The sequence below is a fragment of the Klebsiella sp. 141153 genome (genome assembly GCF_032601995.1).
Lineage (GTDB): Bacteria > Pseudomonadota > Gammaproteobacteria > Enterobacterales > Enterobacteriaceae > Klebsiella > Klebsiella aerogenes.
The window spans coordinates 124,164-139,060 of the sequence record NZ_JAQIRJ010000006.1 but is presented as its reverse complement, the minus strand read 5'-3'; the positions used below and the strand labels follow the sequence as shown (position 1 = coordinate 139,060).

16 protein-coding genes are annotated in these 14,897 nt (G+C 50.9%); 5 read left to right on the top strand and 11 right to left on the bottom strand.

Features of this window, described 5'->3' with window-relative positions:
* Positions 1-2: 2 nt before the first annotated feature.
* Both dcyD and tcyJ read right to left on the bottom strand, forming a co-directional pair.
* On the bottom strand, positions 3-989 hold the full coding sequence (gene dcyD, locus PGS10_RS13770; protein ID WP_316423101.1) for a D-cysteine desulfhydrase: 987 nt from the start codon (positions 987-989) through the stop codon (positions 3-5).
* Positions 990-1,083: 94 nt separating this feature from the next.
* Positions 1,084-1,884, bottom strand: coding sequence for a cystine ABC transporter substrate-binding protein (tcyJ, locus tag PGS10_RS13765; RefSeq protein ID WP_045376245.1), 801 nt, complete (start codon positions 1,882-1,884; stop codon positions 1,084-1,086).
* A gap of 201 nt (positions 1,885-2,085) precedes the next feature.
* Between tcyJ and amyA the strand changes: the two genes are divergently transcribed.
* Positions 2,086-3,573: an alpha-amylase gene (amyA, locus tag PGS10_RS13760; RefSeq protein ID WP_045390244.1), complete on the top strand. Its 1,488-nt coding sequence runs from the start codon at positions 2,086-2,088 to the stop codon at positions 3,571-3,573.
* A gap of 39 nt (positions 3,574-3,612) precedes the next feature.
* Here the strand turns inward: amyA and yedD are convergent, their stop codons facing one another.
* On the bottom strand, positions 3,613-4,032 hold the full coding sequence (yedD, locus tag PGS10_RS13755; RefSeq protein WP_196796492.1) for a lipoprotein YedD: 420 nt from the start codon (positions 4,030-4,032) through the stop codon (positions 3,613-3,615).
* Positions 4,033-4,487: 455 nt separating this feature from the next.
* On the opposite strand from yedD, the gene rcsA reads away from it, so the two are divergent.
* Positions 4,488-5,120, top strand: a complete 633-nt coding sequence (gene rcsA, locus PGS10_RS13750; RefSeq protein ID WP_047045514.1) for a transcriptional regulator RcsA — start codon at positions 4,488-4,490, stop codon at positions 5,118-5,120.
* A gap of 41 nt (positions 5,121-5,161) precedes the next feature.
* Here the strand turns inward: rcsA and dsrB are convergent, their stop codons facing one another.
* Positions 5,162-5,350 carry a protein DsrB gene (gene dsrB / locus PGS10_RS13745; protein WP_015365898.1) on the bottom strand — a complete coding sequence of 63 codons (189 nt, stop codon included), beginning with the start codon at positions 5,348-5,350 and terminating at the stop codon, positions 5,162-5,164.
* A gap of 134 nt (positions 5,351-5,484) precedes the next feature.
* Here dsrB and yodD point away from each other — a divergent pair, with 134 nt between their 5' ends.
* Positions 5,485-5,712 (top strand): YodD family peroxide/acid resistance protein, encoded by a 228-nt coding sequence (gene yodD, locus PGS10_RS13740; RefSeq protein WP_045390235.1) that lies wholly within the window; start codon positions 5,485-5,487, stop codon positions 5,710-5,712.
* A gap of 326 nt (positions 5,713-6,038) precedes the next feature.
* On the opposite strand, the gene dgcQ is transcribed toward yodD, so the two are convergent.
* From dgcQ to PGS10_RS13725, 3 genes are all read right to left on the bottom strand, one after another.
* A complete protein-coding gene (gene dgcQ, locus PGS10_RS13735) occupies positions 6,039-7,706 on the bottom strand; it encodes a cellulose biosynthesis regulator diguanylate cyclase DgcQ (protein ID WP_315711120.1) in 1,668 nt (555 codons plus the stop codon).
* A gap of 99 nt (positions 7,707-7,805) precedes the next feature.
* Positions 7,806-7,985, bottom strand: coding sequence for a YodC family protein (locus PGS10_RS13730; RefSeq protein ID WP_045390229.1), 180 nt, complete (start codon positions 7,983-7,985; stop codon positions 7,806-7,808).
* A gap of 76 nt (positions 7,986-8,061) precedes the next feature.
* Complete coding sequence (locus tag PGS10_RS13725; RefSeq protein ID WP_316423100.1) at positions 8,062-8,973, bottom strand: DUF808 family protein; 912 nt, start codon at positions 8,971-8,973, stop codon at positions 8,062-8,064.
* A gap of 182 nt (positions 8,974-9,155) precedes the next feature.
* Here PGS10_RS13725 and yedA point away from each other — a divergent pair, with 182 nt between their 5' ends.
* The gene (gene yedA, locus PGS10_RS13720; RefSeq protein ID WP_045390224.1) at positions 9,156-10,067 is read left to right on the top strand and encodes a drug/metabolite exporter YedA; all 912 of its coding nucleotides are present in this window, start codon (positions 9,156-9,158) and stop codon (positions 10,065-10,067) included.
* Here the strand turns inward: yedA and PGS10_RS13715 are convergent.
* The 4 genes from PGS10_RS13715 to drpB are packed head-to-tail and all read right to left on the bottom strand — an operon-like array spanning position 10,042 to position 13,009.
* A complete protein-coding gene (locus tag PGS10_RS13715; protein ID WP_045390221.1) occupies positions 10,042-10,527 on the bottom strand; it encodes a very short patch repair endonuclease in 486 nt (161 codons plus the stop codon). The two genes, yedA and PGS10_RS13715, sit on opposite strands and share 26 nt — an antisense overlap.
* On the bottom strand, positions 10,508-11,932 hold the full coding sequence (locus tag PGS10_RS13710; RefSeq protein ID WP_213797642.1) for a DNA cytosine methyltransferase: 1,425 nt from the start codon (positions 11,930-11,932) through the stop codon (positions 10,508-10,510). Before PGS10_RS13710 ends, PGS10_RS13715 begins: the two co-directional genes overlap by 20 nt.
* 57 nt (positions 11,933-11,989) lie before the next feature.
* Positions 11,990-12,685 carry a phosphohydrolase gene (locus PGS10_RS13705; RefSeq protein ID WP_045390215.1) on the bottom strand — a complete coding sequence of 232 codons (696 nt, stop codon included), beginning with the start codon at positions 12,683-12,685 and terminating at the stop codon, positions 11,990-11,992.
* Between the two features lie 42 nt (positions 12,686-12,727).
* Complete coding sequence (drpB, locus tag PGS10_RS13700) at positions 12,728-13,009, bottom strand: cell division protein DrpB (RefSeq protein ID WP_045390212.1); 282 nt, start codon at positions 13,007-13,009, stop codon at positions 12,728-12,730.
* A 545-nt stretch (positions 13,010-13,554) separates the two neighbouring features.
* Between drpB and ompC the strand changes: the two genes are divergently transcribed.
* Complete coding sequence (gene ompC, locus PGS10_RS13695) at positions 13,555-14,697, top strand: porin OmpC (protein WP_213797641.1); 1,143 nt, start codon at positions 13,555-13,557, stop codon at positions 14,695-14,697.
* Positions 14,698-14,897 lie beyond the last annotated feature (200 nt).

The following is a 14,897-nucleotide window of genomic DNA, read 5'->3' as shown; positions in this document are numbered from 1 at the left end:
CATTAGACGTGCGGATGATAAGCAAACAGCGCTGGTGCGCCGCCAGTATGGATAAACAGAATCGGCCCCTCATCCTTAAAGCGATTCTGATTAATGCCGTCAATCAGACCGGCCATAGCCTTGCCGGTGTAGACGGGATCCAGCAGGATACCTTCCAGCTGCGCCAGTAGTTTCACCGCTTCCAGGCCTTCTTCATTGGGCGTACCGTATCCGGGAGCGAAATAATCATCCCACAAGGTAATTTCCGCTTTGGCCTGTAATTCAAGGCTATTCGCGACGGCTTGCTGCAGCGCAACCACTTTCGGCAACTGCTCGGCAACGCTACGTGACACGGTCACCCCAATTAATTCTGCGTTCGGCATTAGCTGTTCCAGGCCAACGGCTAGCCCTGCGTGAGTACCCGCGCTACCGGAGGCGACCACTACCGAGGAGATCTCCACCGCCCCTTCACACTGCTGGGCGATTTCCAGCGCGCTTTCGACATACCCCAACGCGCCAAGGGCGTTAGAACCGCCAACCGGAATGACATAAGGGCGATACCCCTGCGCTTCAATACGAGTCGCCAGCTCCTCAAGCTGCGCGTTAGAATCGGTCAATGCATCGCACATCTCGACCTGAGTATTGAACAGATCCAGCAGCAGGCGGTTACCGTTGGTCAGATAATTTTCAGCACGAGTGCCTATCGGATTTTCCAACAGCGCGACGCAGTGCAGACCCAGTTTCGCGGCGACGGCCGCCGTCTGACGCACATGGTTGGACTGAATGGCTCCAGCGGTAATCAGCGTATCAGCGCCCTCGCGCAGCGCATCAGCGGCAAGAAATTCCAGCTTGCGCAGTTTATTTCCGCCCATCGCCATGGGGGTAACATCATCACGTTTAATAAATATATCCCGCCCGAGATGATCGGACAGGCGCGGTAGATATTCGAGCGGCGTCGGCGCGCCAATAAATTCCAGGCGCGGAAAACGCGTTAAATTTTGTAGTGACATGGCACCTCCAGACTCAGTTATCCTTATTATGCACGCAGTTGCGTGCGAAATAAAAAAAGGCGCCATTATCAGCGCCTTTTTTCATCTGCAGACGTTACTTAGTGACGTCAGCACCAAACCATTTTTCTGAAAGCGCCTTCAGGCTGCCATCTTTCTGCATATCGGCAATGGCGGTGTCCACCGCTTTCAGCAGATCTTCATTACCTTTACGCAACGCCACGCCGGATTCCTGACGGGAGAATGCTTCACCGGTTACGGCCAGGGTATTGTTGGTTTTCTTCACTAAATCCAACGCTGCCAGGCGATCGACCAGAATAGCGTCAATACGGCCTACGCGCAGGTCCTGATATTTTGTCGGGTCATCATCGTAGGTACGAATATCAACGCCCTGTACATTCTGGCGCAGCCACTCTTCATAATTGGTGCCCAGGCCAACGCCGACTTTTTTGCCTTTCAGGTCCGCTGCGGTTTTAATCACGCCTTCGTTACCCTTTTTCACCAGCGCCTGAATACCAGAAATAGTATACGGGGTGGAGAAGTCGTATTTTTTCTTACGCTGGTCGGAAATAGTGACCTGGTTAATCACCACATCAATTCGTTTGGAATCAAGTGAAGCCAGCATACCGTCCCATTTAGTAGGTTTGAGGTCCGCTTTCACACCGATGTGTTTCGCCAGCTCATTGGCAAACTCAACTTCAAAACCGGTCAGTTTGCCATCATCACCTTGATAACTAAATGGCGGGTATGTGCCCTCCAGGCCAACGCGCAGCGTGCCGCGCTCTTTGACCTGATTAAGCAGATTTTCAGCGGCGAAAGTTTTCACGCTCACACCAGCCATCAATGCTACGGCCATTGCGCCCATCAGCGCCTGACGACCCAGAAGTGCTAGTTTCATAGATACCCCGAATATGATGAGATTTTCGTGTAGTGTAAGGCGTTTAGCAGTAGCCTACCAACATCTATCCGCTACATCTTATGCCAATTTATTATATATGCAGCCATTTAGGGTATAGCGAAAAAGCAACGAAATTATTCATATTTGCCAGTTATCTCCCATACTGCAAAGGTCAGCTTGATGACGCCAGGAGCATGGAAGATGAAAAATCCCACGTTGTTGCAATGTTTTCATTGGTATTACCCGGAAGGTGGCGAGCTATGGCGGGAAGTAGAAGCCCTTGCGCCAAATCTTAACGAAATTGGCATTAATATGATTTGGTTGCCGCCCGCCTATAAGGGCGCCTCCGGCGGTTATTCGGTTGGCTATGATAGCTACGATCTTTTCGACCTCGGGGAATTCGATCAGAAAGGATCGGTTGCCACCAAATATGGCGATAAGGCCCAGTTATTGGCGGCAATTAAGGCGCTAAAAGAGCATCAAATTGCCGTCCTACTTGATGTCGTCGTTAATCATAAGATGGGCGCCGATGAGAAAGAACGCATTCGCGTACAACGCGTTGATGAACAGGACCGCACGCAAATTTCGGAAGAAATCATCGAATGTGAAGCCTGGACTCGCTATACCTTCCCTGCCCGTGGTGGACAATATTCACAATTCATCTGGGACTATAAATGTTTTAGCGGTATCGACCATATCGAAAATCCCGATGAAGATGGCGTATTCAAGGTGGTTAATGACTACACCGGCGACGGCTGGAACGATCAGGTCGACGATGAAATGGGCAACTTCGATTATCTCATGGGCGAAAATATCGATTTCCGCAACCATGCCGTCACCGAGGAGATAAAATACTGGGCCCGCTGGGTCATTGAACAGACTGGCTGCGATGGTTTTCGCCTTGATGCCGTCAAACATATTCCGGCATGGTTTTATAAAGAGTGGATTGAGCACGTACAGAGTTCCAGCGAAAAACCACTCTTTATTGTTGCCGAATACTGGTCGCATGAGGTGGATAAACTACAGCAGTATATCGATCTTGTAGACGGTAATACCATGCTGTTTGATGCACCACTGCAGATGAAATTCCATGAAGCCTCACGTCAGGGGCGCGATTACGACATGAGTCAAATCTTTACCGGCACGCTGGTTGAAGCCGATCCCTTCCATGCGGTTACGTTGGTGACGAATCATGACACTCAACCGCTTCAGGCGTTGGAAGCGCCGGTCGAAGCCTGGTTTAAGCCGCTAGCCTATGCGCTGATTTTACTGCGTGAAAACGGTGTTCCCTCGGTATTTTACGCCGACCTGTTCGGCGCAAGCTATGAAGATACCGGCGGAGATGGCCAGACTTACGCCATCGAGATGCCGGTTATCGAGCAACTTCATGAGCTCATCGACGCCCGTCAGCGTTTCGCCCACGGCGTACAAACGCTGTGGTTCGATCACCCTAACTGTATTGCCTTTAGCCGCAGCGGTACCGATGAGCACCCGGGCTGCGTGGTGGTGCTTTCTAACGGCGATGATGGCGAGAAAACGCTGCCGCTTGGCGAGAATTACGCCAATAAACGCTGGAAGGATTTTCTTAATAATCGCCAGGAGATGATTGAAACCGACGACGAGGGCAATGCCGTATTTACCTGTAACGCTGGTAGCGTCAGCGTCTGGGTCATTGAAGAGGTGCTTTAAAGCACACGGGCCGGCTTAAGCCGGCCCGCCAAAAATCGATTATGGCGCGGTTTTACTCGCCGCCTGGTTCTTTTTCCAGGCCTCTTCGCACTCCGGCGTTAAGCGCTCGACGCGGGTTAACGTCATTCGGTCATATTCCAGCGTATTTCCATTACGTTCAATAGGATAAATATCAAGGCTGCTGGTCACATTGTAGACCTGGTCATCGCGGTTCATTAATTTACCCGGCTCAGCAATCACCCGCTGCCACTGACGGCAATCGAGGGTATCCCCGTCTTTAGTGACGATAAACGTCGCAATCGCCTCAGGGCTTACCATCGCGCTTTGCGGTCCCTTCGATTGCCAGAACCCTTCCAACCCTGCAGGCGCTGGCGCTTTAACCACTGCCTGATAGGTATCAACCTGTACGCATCCGGCCAAAGCAAGCAGCGCGCCAGCCATAACAATCTTTTTCATCATCCATCCCACAAACCGATAAAAAAGTATTGTGGCATTAAAGCGTTAAGGCCGCCACCCCTGCACGATGTGCCCGTTGCTTAACCTCACCGCCAATCCCGGCATTTACTCTTACCGATTATTATTAGTTGTATGAAACATGAATGAAAAATGCATTTTTTGAATACAACACCGATAACATCCATTTAATTGACTGCCGCCTCATAAGGATAATCCGAAAATAAATTGAAATAGTCGCGACGCCATGCCCCAGCGCCGGGCATTATTACTGTCAGGAACTGATTATTCTTTTTCTATGGCTTTACTTTAAGAATATTCCTGGCAAATTATGAGTATTATTAGCAAATAGTTTAGTCTGGCTAATGCTTTCCGCATAAAGTCAGGCGTTATAAAAATGGACTTCATCACACGGCCAGGCGCCAGATGAATTATCGTTACGTGTTGATTGAGGATGGGTCATGTCAACGATTATCATGGATTTGTGCAGCTATACCCGGCTAGGTTTAACCGGATATCTGGCAAGCCGGGGAATAAAGAAGCGCGATATCATTGAGGTGCGTAGTGCACTAAGTTTGAAGGAGCGCTGCGAATCACTGCGTCCGGCGGTTGTGTTTCTCAACGAGGACTGTTTTATACATCACGAAGAGAGCAACCAACTTATCCGCGACATCATTACCACCAACCCCGATACCTTATTTGTTATTTTTATGTCCCTGGCAAACATCCATTTTGACCACTATTTACTTGTGCGTAAGAATCTACTTATCAGTTCAAAATCGCTAACGCCGAAAGACCTTGATAACATTCTGGGTAATTATCTACAAACCGATACCGCCAATAATCTAAACCAATTACGCACCCGCATTCCTACTTTATCGCTCAGTCAGGCAGAATCGAATATGCTGCAGATGTGGATGGCCGGGCACGCGACTTCACATATTTCAAGACAGATGAATATCAAAGCAAAAACCGTCTCGTCACATAAAGGTAATATTAAGAAAAAGATCCAGACGCATAATAAACAGGTGATTTATCATATTGTTCGATTGGCTGAAAACATTACTTCCGGCATTTACGTCAATATGCGCTGATGGCAAACTGGCGGGTATCGCCGCCAGTTTCTGAATCGGGCCTACTCAGCTTTCTCAACAAAAATGCCGTCCGGGTGCCCCACTTCATTGAAAAACCAGATCCCCAGCGGGTAGTCTTCCAGCGCCACAAGATACATGGTTCCTTCACTAAACGACTCAATTGCCAGTACTACCCCCGAACGACGTGGGCCACCGTCGGTCTTTACCGTGACACGATCGTTTACCTGCATAACTCGCCTCCTCTCGTTTTGAGCCAGTGTAGAACAAAACCTGCCTTCACGCAGCGTTCAGCCAGCGCAACTGGCGTTTTTATAGACCGTCTATACTTAAAGAGGCCCTGTCAGAGCCGAGCGAGGTAGTGATGATGAAATCCGCTAAAGACCGCGGTGTGACGAATACAGACGGGATTGACGTTAATGTCGATGCCCTGCTGGCGGCGATCAATGAGATAAGCGAAAGCGAAGTACATCGTAGTGAAGATGATCCGCACCATGTCAGTATCGATGGTCGCAACGAACACACCTGGCGCGAGCTGGCTGAAGCTTTTGAGCTTGATATTCATGACTTTAGCGTGACTGAAGCCAACCGTTAAGCACAGGTGAAAAAAATCCCGACTCGCAGGAGTCGGGATCAAACTTGCTAATGCAAGAAGCACTTGAAAATTCGTTACACCGGGAAATCCGATGCATGGAAGACATTATCCTCAATTATTTTGCATGACAAGAAGTATTGATGATGAGAATTATTGAGAAATGCGGCTTATATTTACATCCAATTTAATAACCCAGGCGTGACAAGGCTTGCCCCTTATCGTTCTGTTACGAACGGTGCGCCGAAGTGGTGAGTTTTTTAGGAATTTTCCTATACCGAAGAATATCAACGCGGCAGAAAAGGTGAGCAATTTCACATTATCGAGTCCTATCCAGCCGAACAAACCCGGTTACGTCCATTCTGCTTTGCCAGATACAGGCGATGATCGGCAATCGACTGCAGCTCCTCAAAGTTAAACTCCTCTGATATCTCGCTACTACTAACCCCCAGCGAGGCGCTGATCCGCAGACTAACGCTGTTGTGCAATAATATCTCCCGGCTATGGATACGCAGACGAATACGCTCAGCAATCGCGCGTGCTTGCGACAGTTGCGTGTTGGGTAGAACGATACAGAACTCTTCGCCGCCAACGCGGCCGGCAATATCCTCCTCGCGGATCTGCCCCATAATGGTGCTTCCCACCAGCGTTAAAACGCGGTCTCCGGCCTGGTGTCCGTGTTTATCATTAATACCTTTAAAATAATCCAGATCCAGCTGAATGACGGATATGGGCTGATTATTCCGCCGGCAGTTTCGGGCCGCCGCAATCGCCCTCTCAAACAGGGCGCCGCGATTTAACAGCCGTGTTAAAGCATCATGCCAGGCCTGCCATTCAAGCGACGCCTGTAACACGCTCATATTGATGACCATACGGCGGATAACCAACCAGGACACGATCAGCATGAGGGTAAACATTAACCACATCAGGGTCAGGGCGATGGAAATCGTCCCGAAATCACCACGCACGCCCTCCTTCAGGGTATGAATATGCAATAGTAGGCCGTCAAAGTTACGGATCTTTTCCCAACTGATATAACGGGTTAACTGGCGTATGCCACCATGGTTATCATTGGCCAACGCATAGCGCAGTTTTTCTTGTTCCTCGGGCGAGAGCGGCGTCAGCACATCATCCGGCGCCGAAGAGGCCAGCAAGTTGAGCTGCTTGTCATACAGCTGATACTCGCCCATCTGGCCTCCTTTTACCGCACTGACGAGAAAATTCTGCAGGTCGCGGATGGAAAAATCCATCGCCAGCACGCCCAGCCAGTAGTGCTCATAATCCAGAGGAATCGAGGCCGTAACCACCTGCGGTTGCGTATACCCATCTTCCTGCTGGGTGGTTTGCCAAAGGATCCCTCGCCCCGGATTATCACGCTGGGTTTGCCGCATAAACCATGCTGACCCCGTATCTCGCGAAAACTGCGCCAGCACCTGGCTTGAACTGCGCGGAGCATCGGTGGTGGTGTAAAAGCCGCTGCGAGAAACGTAGGACATGCGCTCGCTGAAGATTCGGTTATTGTTGGTCAAACGCAGAAGATAGCCAAGCTCAAGGGTAGCCATCAATTCATTGCTGGCCTGAGGATTGTTACGCGACAACAGGTCATCTGCGTCGACAAAAGAATCGGAGACTCCGTATACCGTCAGGGTACGCCGGTTATTTAGCTCGACTGACCAGATAGGATCGTGACGTTTACTGATGTATTCCTGATCGGCCCGGCGCAGAATGGCGAAATCCAGCGGGTTCTCCAGCGCCGATTGCATGCTGTTGCGGAAAAAGAGCAGCCGATTAAGATTAAATTGCAACAGCCCATCCATTTCATGGGCCACGTTCTCAAGATTATTACGTTGATTGGCGACGTAGGCCTCTTCCAGTACCCGGATTTCTCGCCAGATGAGTAACGTAGAAAAGAACAGCACCACGATGAAACAGATATTAACCACACGCCCCGGATTGAAGAGGCGACGGAACTTTTTTGGCCACAGCGGCTTATCCATTATTTACTCGCAGGACGGTCAAAGAAACCAACGACATCAACGCTCCTTGTCCGAACGTAATCAATATAAAAAGCGCCCGCACCAGCGGGCGCTGCACATCTAATTATGCTGCGAACGTTGCCCTTCGCCGCGGACCAGCTCATCTTCACGGAAGGCTTCACGCTGTACGACGTGACCGTCATACCACCGGCACTCCACCATGTCGCCGGCGATGCCGGTGACGACCATTCGCGGCCCGCCGCTTTTCCGTCTGACTTCATCACTGACCAACAAGACCATTTTTGCCTCCGGTATCAGGGAGAAACAGTTTCACCTTAGACGACGCCGGCCCATCTTGCGTAACCGGCGCTGGGATTTATTTCGCGTTACCGCGCAATGCGGTTATCGCTTTTACGACGCCAAAGACGATAGCGCCAATGATAAATCCTAGCACCAGATTAGCGACCACAGGCATTATGGATGCCAGTATTCCGCTCAGCCCATGGGCAAGATTTTCGATGAAATGATGCAGCGGCGCTACGCCGTGAACCACGATACCGCCGCCAACCAGAAACATCGCCAGGGTACCGACGAAAGTCAGAATTTTCATCAACCGCGGCGCGATGGCCAGGAGAGCTTTTCCTATCCATTGTGCCAGTACGCTTTTTTTCTCTACCAGCCAATAGCCCATGTCATCCAGCTTGACGATGACGCCCACCAGGCCGTAAACCCCAACGGTCACGAGGATGGCGATACCGGATAAAATCAGGATCTGATTAAGCAATGGCGCATCAGCCACAATACCCAGGGTTATCGCGACGATTTCGGCTGATAAGATAAAATCGGTACGGATCGCTCCTTTTACTTTATCGCGTTCAAAGGCCTGCGGATCCTGGGCTGCGAGCGTTTCCAGACGCTGCTGACGCAGTTTCGGGTCTTCCTTATTCTTACGCGCATGCAGGTTATGCAGCACTTTTTCAAAGCCTTCAAAACAGAGAAAAGCGCCGCCGAGTATCAAAAGCGGCGTAATAGCCCAGGGAATAAATGCGCTGATGAGTAACGCCAGCGGCACCAGAATCACTTTATTCAGAAACGAGCCTTTTGCTACCCCCCATACTACCGGGAGCTCGCGGTTGGCCCTTACGCCAGTGACCTGCTGCGCATTGAGAGAAAGATCATCGCCCAGTACGCCAGCCGTTTTCTTGGCCGCCAGTTTTCCCATGACGGAGATATCGTCCAGCAGCGTGGCAATATCGTCCAATAAGGTTAAAAGACTACTTCCTGCCAAAATGTACTTCCTTCAATTTCTGTTTATGAAACATAGAGTATGAGGCAAAAGCGCCCTCTCGCCCAGAGATGTCACTAGTCAACAAAAAAATAACAAAAAAATCACATTGAAAGCGCTCGCCAGCACGTTAGTTTTCACGTTAACTATATGTCCCCTTTCTATCTTTTTCGTCGTGAGGAAGTATGTCTACCCGTCAACTGTTACCCCTAATCGGCGCGCTGTTTGCGCTGTATATCATTTGGGGTTCAACCTATTTTGCTATCGCGATTGGCGTCGCCAGTTGGCCGCCGTTGATGATGGCCGGGATCCGCTTTCTCTCTGCTGGGGGCGTGTTGCTCATCTATTTGTTGGCCACCGGCCATAAACTCCCGGCCCGCCGGCCGCTACTTAATGCTGCACTGATAGGCATCCTGTTGCTCGCCGTCGGTAATGGCTTCGTCACCCTTGCAGAACATCAGCATGTACCATCAGGTATCGCTGCGGTAATGGTCGCCACCGTACCGCTGTTTACGCTCTGTTTCAGCCGTTTTTTTGGCATTGCCACACGCAAGCTGGAATGGTTCGGTATCGCGATCGGCCTGGCGGGAATTGTGATGCTCAATAGCGGCGGCAACCTCAGCGGCAACCCCTGGGGCGCATTGCTGATTCTGATTGGTTCCCTGAGCTGGGCGTTTGGCTCGGTTTACGGTTCGCGTATTGAATTACCAACCGGGATGATGGCTGGAGCGATTGAAATGCTGGCGGCAGGGATTGTGCTGTCTGCGGCATCGGGGCTCTCGGGGGAGAAACTCACTCAAATGCCGTCCTGGTCCGGTATTTTTGCTGTTGCTTATCTGGCCATTTTTGGCTCGCTTATTGCCATTAACGCCTATATGTATCTGATACGTAACGTAACGCCGGCGGTTGCTACCAGCTATGCCTATGTAAACCCGGTTGTCGCCGTGCTACTGGGAACCGGGTTTGGCGGCGAAAGTCTCTCCTTGATCGAATGGCTGGCGCTGGCGGTGATTATTTTCGCGGTCGTGTTGGTGACGCTGGGTAAATATCTCTTCCCTGCCCGTTCAACCGTTACGCCTTGTCAATCGGATCGATAATACCGATGCCGTGAGTGTCGATCTGCGCGCAATCCCCGCCGCCGCAGATCCACTCCTCCAGACGCTCGTTTAGGGCTTCATCGCTTAATTTCAGCCTCCCGCGGAGCGCGCACTCCCAGACAATAAGCACCCGCCAACCTTGTTCTACCAACAGCGCCAGGTCGCGGCGATCGCGCTGCACGTTAGCACCAATCTTTTTTAGCCAAAAATCGGTGCGCGTCGCCGGTACTTTAAACAGATAGCAGTGGTGATGATGCCAAAAGCAGCCGTGGGTGAAGATAACACAGCGGTAGTCAGGCAGCAGAAAATCAGGCCGCCCAGGAAGAGATGCCGCCTGAACGCTAAAAGTGAACCCGGCCTGCGTCAGTAGCGCCGCCAGCCGCTTCTCAATAGCCGTATCGCGGGTAGCGATAGCGCGCATATTTTTACTACGCGTGGCCTTATCGTGAACGTCCGCCATCGCTCTCTCCGGCAACACGTTGCTTTACCGCGACGGCAATTCGCGGCGCCAGCAGCTTCGCCACCGCGGCAAACACCGGAACAATCACCGAGTTGCCAAACTGGCGATAGGCCTGAGTATCGGAAACCGGAATACGAAAACGGTGCTCTCCCGGCGCTTCGAATCCCATCAACCTTGCGCATTCACGCGGCGTTAAGCGCCGCGGGCGACGCAGTTGATTCTGAGGATCGTCAAAATGCTTTTCGCCTAATGCCTTATCCCAACCGCGATCCACCAGGATCTCAGCGCCATCTTTGTAGTAGCGAGCAGAGAGCGTTCGCGCGACGCTGCCTGGATGAGTCGGGTCGACCAGACCGTAGCCAAAACCGTTGCCACGCGCCTGATGTTTACGCGCGTATCGGTAAAGATACTTCCACAGAACCGGCGTCAGGATGAATTTAGCATCGACGGTCGGATCTAATAACTCACCGAAGGTTGGCCGCTGCGGCGGATACAAACTGGCGATATCGCGCAGCGTAAATCCTTCATGCAACTGTAAGTCACGACGGAAACCCACCAGCACAATACGCTCGCGGTGCTGCGGCAGGAAATGACGCCCATCGATAACTTTGGGATCCTCGGCGCCCGCATGATCGGCATCCGCCACCTCATAGCCAAGCTCATCCAGCGTTTGCATGATAATGCGGAAGGTTCTTCCTTGATCGTGACTCTTCAGATTCTTGACGTTTTCCAGCACGAAGATCGGCGGACGGCGGGCAGCAATAATTCTGACGACATCAAAAAACAGTGTTCCCTGAGTTTCACAGGCAAAACCATGGGCGCGTCCCATGGCATTTTTCTTTGATACCCCGGCGAGGGAAAAGGGCTGGCAAGGGAAGCCCGCCAGCAGCACATCATGTTGCGGGATCGCCTCGCGGATAGACTTCGCCGCCTCTTCATCCCTGATATCGCTGCGCTGGCTGAGAGTGATTTCGCGGATATCAGCGTTAAAGCTGTGCTCCTGTGGATCGCAATACCAGTTAGCTTTATAGGTACGTACAGCGTGTTTATTCCACTCGCTGGTAAATACGCACTGCCCGCCAATAGCTTCAAAGCCGTGGCGAATGCCGCCGATGCCGGCGAAGAGATCGATAAAACGAAACGCATAGTCGGGATGATGGCGCGGCGGAATCGGTAAAAGGCTCGCCAGATGCGCACACTCCGCGTTCGTCAACCGGCTTGCCGCACGGCTCACCGTCGCCACCCGTTTGACTATCGCCGGGCTCCAGTGCTGATCGCCAACAGCAACCAGCTGTGCAACCAGGGTTTTGACATCATATATCGTCATCAGCTGGCGCAATAACGCCTGCGCGTGTTCCCCTGCCGGCTCAGACAGGAGCTTTTCTTTTGGTAAATTTTGCGGCATAACCTCAACCAGCACGGACAATTTTTGCAGAGAGTACCACAAATAGTCGCAACGGATTTAAACCGCAGGCGCAAAGCGGCGCAAAACCGCCTCATCCAACGACAGAGGGTTGCCGCGCAGTTCGGCGCTCAGCTTCGCCATAAATTGCACCAGAAATTGGGCATTATGCACCGCCAGCGCTCTCCCCTGCTCCGTTTGCATGGTCTCAGGCAGGCGTAGCAATTTACTCTGAAAATGGTCGAGGGCATATTTCTTGTCATCAAGATCGCGCTGGTCAGCAAAGGGGTCGTCAGCATCAAACAAAATAGTGTTCAACGCGCCGGAAACGGCAAAGACACGAGCCAGGCCAATCGCGCCCAGAGCCTCCAGACGATCTGCATCTTGCACAATTTTCGCCTCTACGCTTTGCGGTAATATAGCCGCACTAAAGCTATGCGCTTCAATAGCATGCATAACCGCAGGATAACGGTCGGCGGGAAAGTCGGGGAAAGCGCTTTGCAGGATAGACCGCGTTTTTTCTGCCGCCATCCGTGAGGACTGATGACGTTGAGGGTGATTTTTAGCCAGGCTGACAATATCGTGAAAGTAGCAGGCCGTCAGGATAACCAACTGGTCAGCGTCGCTATCGCCGACCAGTTGCTGCGCGGTACTCCAGACACGGCGAAAGTGAGATATATCATGAGCCGCATCTTCCTGCGCATGATGCGCATTTAACCAGTTTTCAAATCGTTGTTGCCATTCAGCTAATAACATGAGCTTTTCCTGATGCCTGGACCCGCTGTGAGCATAGCAACTTTAATCGTGCTGTTCATGTCCCTGAATTTGGGGACGCGTGTACCAGGCTATCGCCCCAAGGATGGACCCCACACCTCCCAGCACCAAGAAACCCAGTAGCGCGCCAATCCATTTGCCTGCCGTTGAACCCAATTCACCATCAATGCTGGCGCCGGGAATGCTTTGAATACGCCCCACTATCCACCAGTACCGCACCATCGCCCATACAAAGTAACCGCAAAAGGCGTAAAAAGCCCATAACGCCAGCTTTCCACCGGGGCTCCGTTTCGCTTTAGTGTCCATTAAATCCTTCTCCATACTTCAACCACTGCGCATGATCTCCAATCACACAGTTGTGATGCGCGTCACATTATACAATTATCGTGCTTATCTGGAAGCATGAGTATGGTGTGAGCGCTTTCGGCCACCCGCGAACGCAGGATTGGGGCGCTCTCTATATACTACGGATGTGGTCATGCTTTTAAATAAGACGATTTGATGAAATGTAGCGCCATTAATTATAAAGCAACATTATTCCAAATGTAATTTATCAATATATAATCTGTCATATTTTATATTATTTACAATGCAAATGTTATTTCAAGAGATAATTTAAAGAACATTAATATCAACAAGAAAAATAAAACACCAATAAACCACATAAATATTAATCACCCAAAGAATAAAAAATACATATATTGAATATAAAATAAATATTTTGAAATATTTTAATATACTTTTATTACATTTTTTATTTAATTAAAAATGAACTTAAGCGGCTAGTATCAATTCGTCATTCCACAGGGAATTAGACAATTCATATTAATTATGATTAAAGGGAATACATAATGAAAAGAAAAGTATTGGCTATTATGCTGCCGGCGTTATTAGCAGCAGGCGCGGCGCACTCTGCGGAAATTTATAACAAAAACGGCAACAAGCTTGACCTCTACGGAAAAATTGACGGTCTGCACTATTTCTCTGACGATGCTTCTGAAGATGGCGACCAAACCTACGCGCGTTTAGGCGTGAAAGGCGAAACGCAGATCAACGATCAGCTGACCGGCTACGGCCAGTGGGAATACAATATTCAGGCGAACACCACTGAAGATGAAGGCGCTAACTCCTGGACCCGTCTGGGCTTCGCGGGTCTGAAATTTGCTGACTACGGTTCTCTGGACTACGGCCGTAACTACGGCGTTATCTATGATGTCGAAGCGTGGACCGACGTACTGCCGGAATTCGGCGGCGACAGCTACACCCAAACTGACGTCTTCATGCTTGGCCGTACCAACGGCGTGGCGACCTATCGTAACAGCGATTTCTTCGGCCTGGTTGATGGTTTGAGCTTTGCCCTGCAGTATCAGGGTAATAACGAAAACGCTGGCTCCGGCGAAGGCACCAATAATGGCGATGATCGTAAACTGGCCCGTGAAAATGGCGACGGTTTCGGTATCTCCTCTTCCTACGATCTCGGCATGGGCATCAGCTTCGGCGCGGCGTATGCTTCTTCTGACCGTACCAACAATCAGGTGGCCGCAGCGGCCAACAGCGCTTACGCCGGCGGCGATAAAGCCGATGCCTGGACCGTGGGCGCGAAATACGATGCTAACAACATCTACCTGGCCGCAATGTACGCGGAAACCCGCAACATGACTTCCTTCGGTAAATCCACCAGCAATCTTGGCGGCGGTATTGCCAACAAGACGCAGAACTTCGAAGTTGTTGCCCAGTATCAGTTCGACGATTTCGGTTTACCGCTGCGTCCATCCGTCGCTTATCTGCAATCTAAAGGTAAAGACCTGTACAACAGCGGCGACAAAGACCTGGTTAAATACGTTGATGTGGGTATGACTTACTACTTCAACAAAAACATGTCCACCTACGTTGATTACAAAATCAACCTGCTGGACGAAGACGACTACTTCTATCGCGCTAACGGCATCGCGACTGATGACGTAGTCGCGCTGGGCCTGGTCTACCAGTTCTAAGAGCCCCGCATGACCAAAGCCTGCCACGGGCAGGCTTTTTCCGTTTTTAGCAGTTAGCCGATCGCGGCATCGGCATACATCCAGCCATTGAAGTCATTTAAACTTTCGTCCTGGAAATGGCTCCAGCCCCCACGGTTCAGGAAAGCGGGAGATTTGCTCCCCCAATAAAGTTGCCCCTAATCCGCTGTTCAGAACCTATT

Excerpts from the sequence above, each read along its gene's own strand:
- dcyD (WP_316423101.1), bottom strand. The coding sequence starts at position 989 with ATGTCACTACAAAATTTAACGCGTTTTCCGCGCCTGGAATTTATTGGC.
- tcyJ (WP_045376245.1), bottom strand. The coding sequence starts at position 1,884 with ATGAAACTAGCACTTCTGGGTCGTCAGGCGCTGATGGGCGCAATGGCC.
- amyA (WP_045390244.1), top strand. The coding sequence starts at position 2,086 with ATGAAAAATCCCACGTTGTTGCAATGTTTTCATTGGTATTACCCGGAA.
- yedD (WP_196796492.1), bottom strand. The coding sequence starts at position 4,032 with ATGATGAAAAAGATTGTTATGGCTGGCGCGCTGCTTGCTTTGGCCGGA.
- rcsA (WP_047045514.1), top strand. The coding sequence starts at position 4,488 with ATGTCAACGATTATCATGGATTTGTGCAGCTATACCCGGCTAGGTTTA.
- dsrB (WP_015365898.1), bottom strand. The coding sequence starts at position 5,350 with ATGCAGGTAAACGATCGTGTCACGGTAAAGACCGACGGTGGCCCACGT.
- yodD (WP_045390235.1), top strand. The coding sequence starts at position 5,485 with ATGAAATCCGCTAAAGACCGCGGTGTGACGAATACAGACGGGATTGAC.
- dgcQ (WP_315711120.1), bottom strand. The coding sequence starts at position 7,706 with ATGGATAAGCCGCTGTGGCCAAAAAAGTTCCGTCGCCTCTTCAATCCG.
- PGS10_RS13730 (WP_045390229.1), bottom strand. The coding sequence starts at position 7,985 with ATGGTCTTGTTGGTCAGTGATGAAGTCAGACGGAAAAGCGGCGGGCCG.
- yedA (WP_045390224.1), top strand. The coding sequence starts at position 9,156 with ATGTCTACCCGTCAACTGTTACCCCTAATCGGCGCGCTGTTTGCGCTG.
- PGS10_RS13715 (WP_045390221.1), bottom strand. The coding sequence starts at position 10,527 with ATGGCGGACGTTCACGATAAGGCCACGCGTAGTAAAAATATGCGCGCT.
- PGS10_RS13710 (WP_213797642.1), bottom strand. The coding sequence starts at position 11,932 with ATGCCGCAAAATTTACCAAAAGAAAAGCTCCTGTCTGAGCCGGCAGGG.
- PGS10_RS13705 (WP_045390215.1), bottom strand. The coding sequence starts at position 12,685 with ATGTTATTAGCTGAATGGCAACAACGATTTGAAAACTGGTTAAATGCG.
- drpB (WP_045390212.1), bottom strand. The coding sequence starts at position 13,009 with ATGGACACTAAAGCGAAACGGAGCCCCGGTGGAAAGCTGGCGTTATGG.
- ompC (WP_213797641.1), top strand. The coding sequence starts at position 13,555 with ATGAAAAGAAAAGTATTGGCTATTATGCTGCCGGCGTTATTAGCAGCA.